The sequence below is a fragment of the Streptomyces sp. NPDC101166 genome (genome assembly GCF_044768125.1).
In the GTDB taxonomy this organism is placed as follows: Bacteria; Actinomycetota; Actinomycetes; order Streptomycetales; family Streptomycetaceae; genus Streptomyces.
The window spans coordinates 1-1,028 of sequence record NZ_JBIWPF010000379.1 but is presented as its reverse complement, the minus strand read 5'-3'; the positions used below and the strand labels follow the sequence as shown (position 1 = coordinate 1,028).

Here is a 1,028-nt window from a genome sequence, read left to right as displayed (position 1 = left end):
CTTTGAGCGATCAGGCGACCTTCGACGAGCGCCGCTCCCTGATGGAGAGGACCCTGCATGGACTCCGCGCCCTATAACGGCGGAGGCTACCCCGCCGGCCCGCACGGGGGGCCGGCGTACACGACCGGGCAGTTCCCGAACCCGGGGCTGCAGTACCCGCCGCGGCCGGGCGAGGAGTCGCGCACCGCGTCGACCAAGATCGTCGTGGCGGGCGGATTCGGCGCGGGCAAGACCACCTTCGTCGGCGCGGTCTCCGAGATCGTGCCGCTGCGCACCGAGGCCATGGTGACCGGCTACTCGGACGGGGTCGACGACCTCGCCGCCACGCCCGGCAAGGAAACCACCACCGTGGCCATGGATTTCGGGCGCATCATCCTGCCCGGCAACCTGGTGCTGTACCTGTTCGGCACGCCCGGGCAGCGGCGGTTCTGGTTCATGTGGGACGACCTGATCAAGGGCGCCATCGGCGCGGTCGTGCTGGTCGACACCCGCCGCATCGAGGACAGCTTCGCGGCCGTGGACTTCTTCGAGGCCAAGTCGCTGCCGTTCCTGATCGCGGTCAACCGCTTCCCGGACGCGCCACGCTTCCCGGTCGCCGAACTGCGCGAGGCACTCAGCGTCCGCGAGGGCGTGCCGATCGTGGACATCGACGCGCGTGACCCGGTCGAGGTGCGGCGGTCGCTGGCCGCTGTCACCGAATACGCGATCGAACGGCTGACGGTGGCGCAGCGCGAAACCGCGCAGCACGGCTGACGTTCGCCCATCCGGGTTCGGGCTTACGAAGGACAGAGGTGTCTGGATGATCTACTTCTCGATGGGCTACTGGGTGCTCGCGCTGGCGGTGATCGTGTCGTTCGCGGGTGCGGCCTGCGGGCTGGCGTGCATTCGGCAGTCCACCAAGTCGGTGACCCAGAAGTTCCGGATCGTATGGCTTTTCGTGGCGGCGGTGTCGATCGGCGGCGTCGGGGTCGCGATGCCGGTGTTCGTCTCCATGCTCGGTTTCGACGTGCGCGGCACCCAGCTGCGCT

Annotated in this window: 2 protein-coding genes; both read left to right on the top strand. The window is 69.0% G+C overall.

Going from position 1 to position 1,028, the window contains the following annotated elements:
- Window positions 1-57 precede the first annotated feature (57 nt).
- Window positions 58-753, top strand: coding sequence for a GTP-binding protein (locus tag ACIRS4_RS39265; protein WP_404205229.1), 696 nt, complete (start codon window positions 58-60; stop codon window positions 751-753).
- Window positions 754-799: 46 nt separating this feature from the next.
- Window positions 800-1,028 (top strand): hypothetical protein (locus tag ACIRS4_RS39260; protein ID WP_404205227.1); only part of this gene is annotated, 229 nt, incomplete at its 3' end.

Bases quoted from the DNA above. Each gene is read 5' to 3' on its own strand.
- ACIRS4_RS39265 (WP_404205229.1), top strand. From the start codon at position 58: ATGGACTCCGCGCCCTATAACGGCGGAGGCTACCCCGCCGGCCCGCAC.